1 protein-coding gene is annotated in these 247 nt (G+C 54.3%); it reads left to right on the top strand.

Going from position 1 to position 247, the window contains the following annotated elements:
• On the top strand, positions 1 to 247 hold a 247-nt coding region (locus LZP69_RS16545), incomplete at both ends, for a VCBS domain-containing protein (protein WP_234201763.1).

Genomic DNA, 247 nt, shown 5'->3' with positions numbered 1-247 from the left:
ACGTTAACGATGCACCGGTACTGGACCCCATCGCGCAAGTCAGCGCCAAGGAAGATGGTTCAGTAGTTAATGGCACCATCACCTCCACCGATATCGATGCGGGTGACACGGCGACCTATTCGATTGCAGCGCCAGTTGCAGGCTTAACCTTTAACAGTGACGGCAGTTGGGGCTTTGACCCAAGCGATGCAGCCTACCAGAGTATGGCTGAAGGCCAGACTCAGACCTTAACTATTCCAGTCACGGT

Source organism: Shewanella sp. AS1 (assembly GCF_021412565.1).
Taxonomy (GTDB): Bacteria; Pseudomonadota; Gammaproteobacteria; order Enterobacterales; family Shewanellaceae; genus Shewanella.
This window is presented reverse-complemented; position numbering and strand designations above follow the sequence as displayed.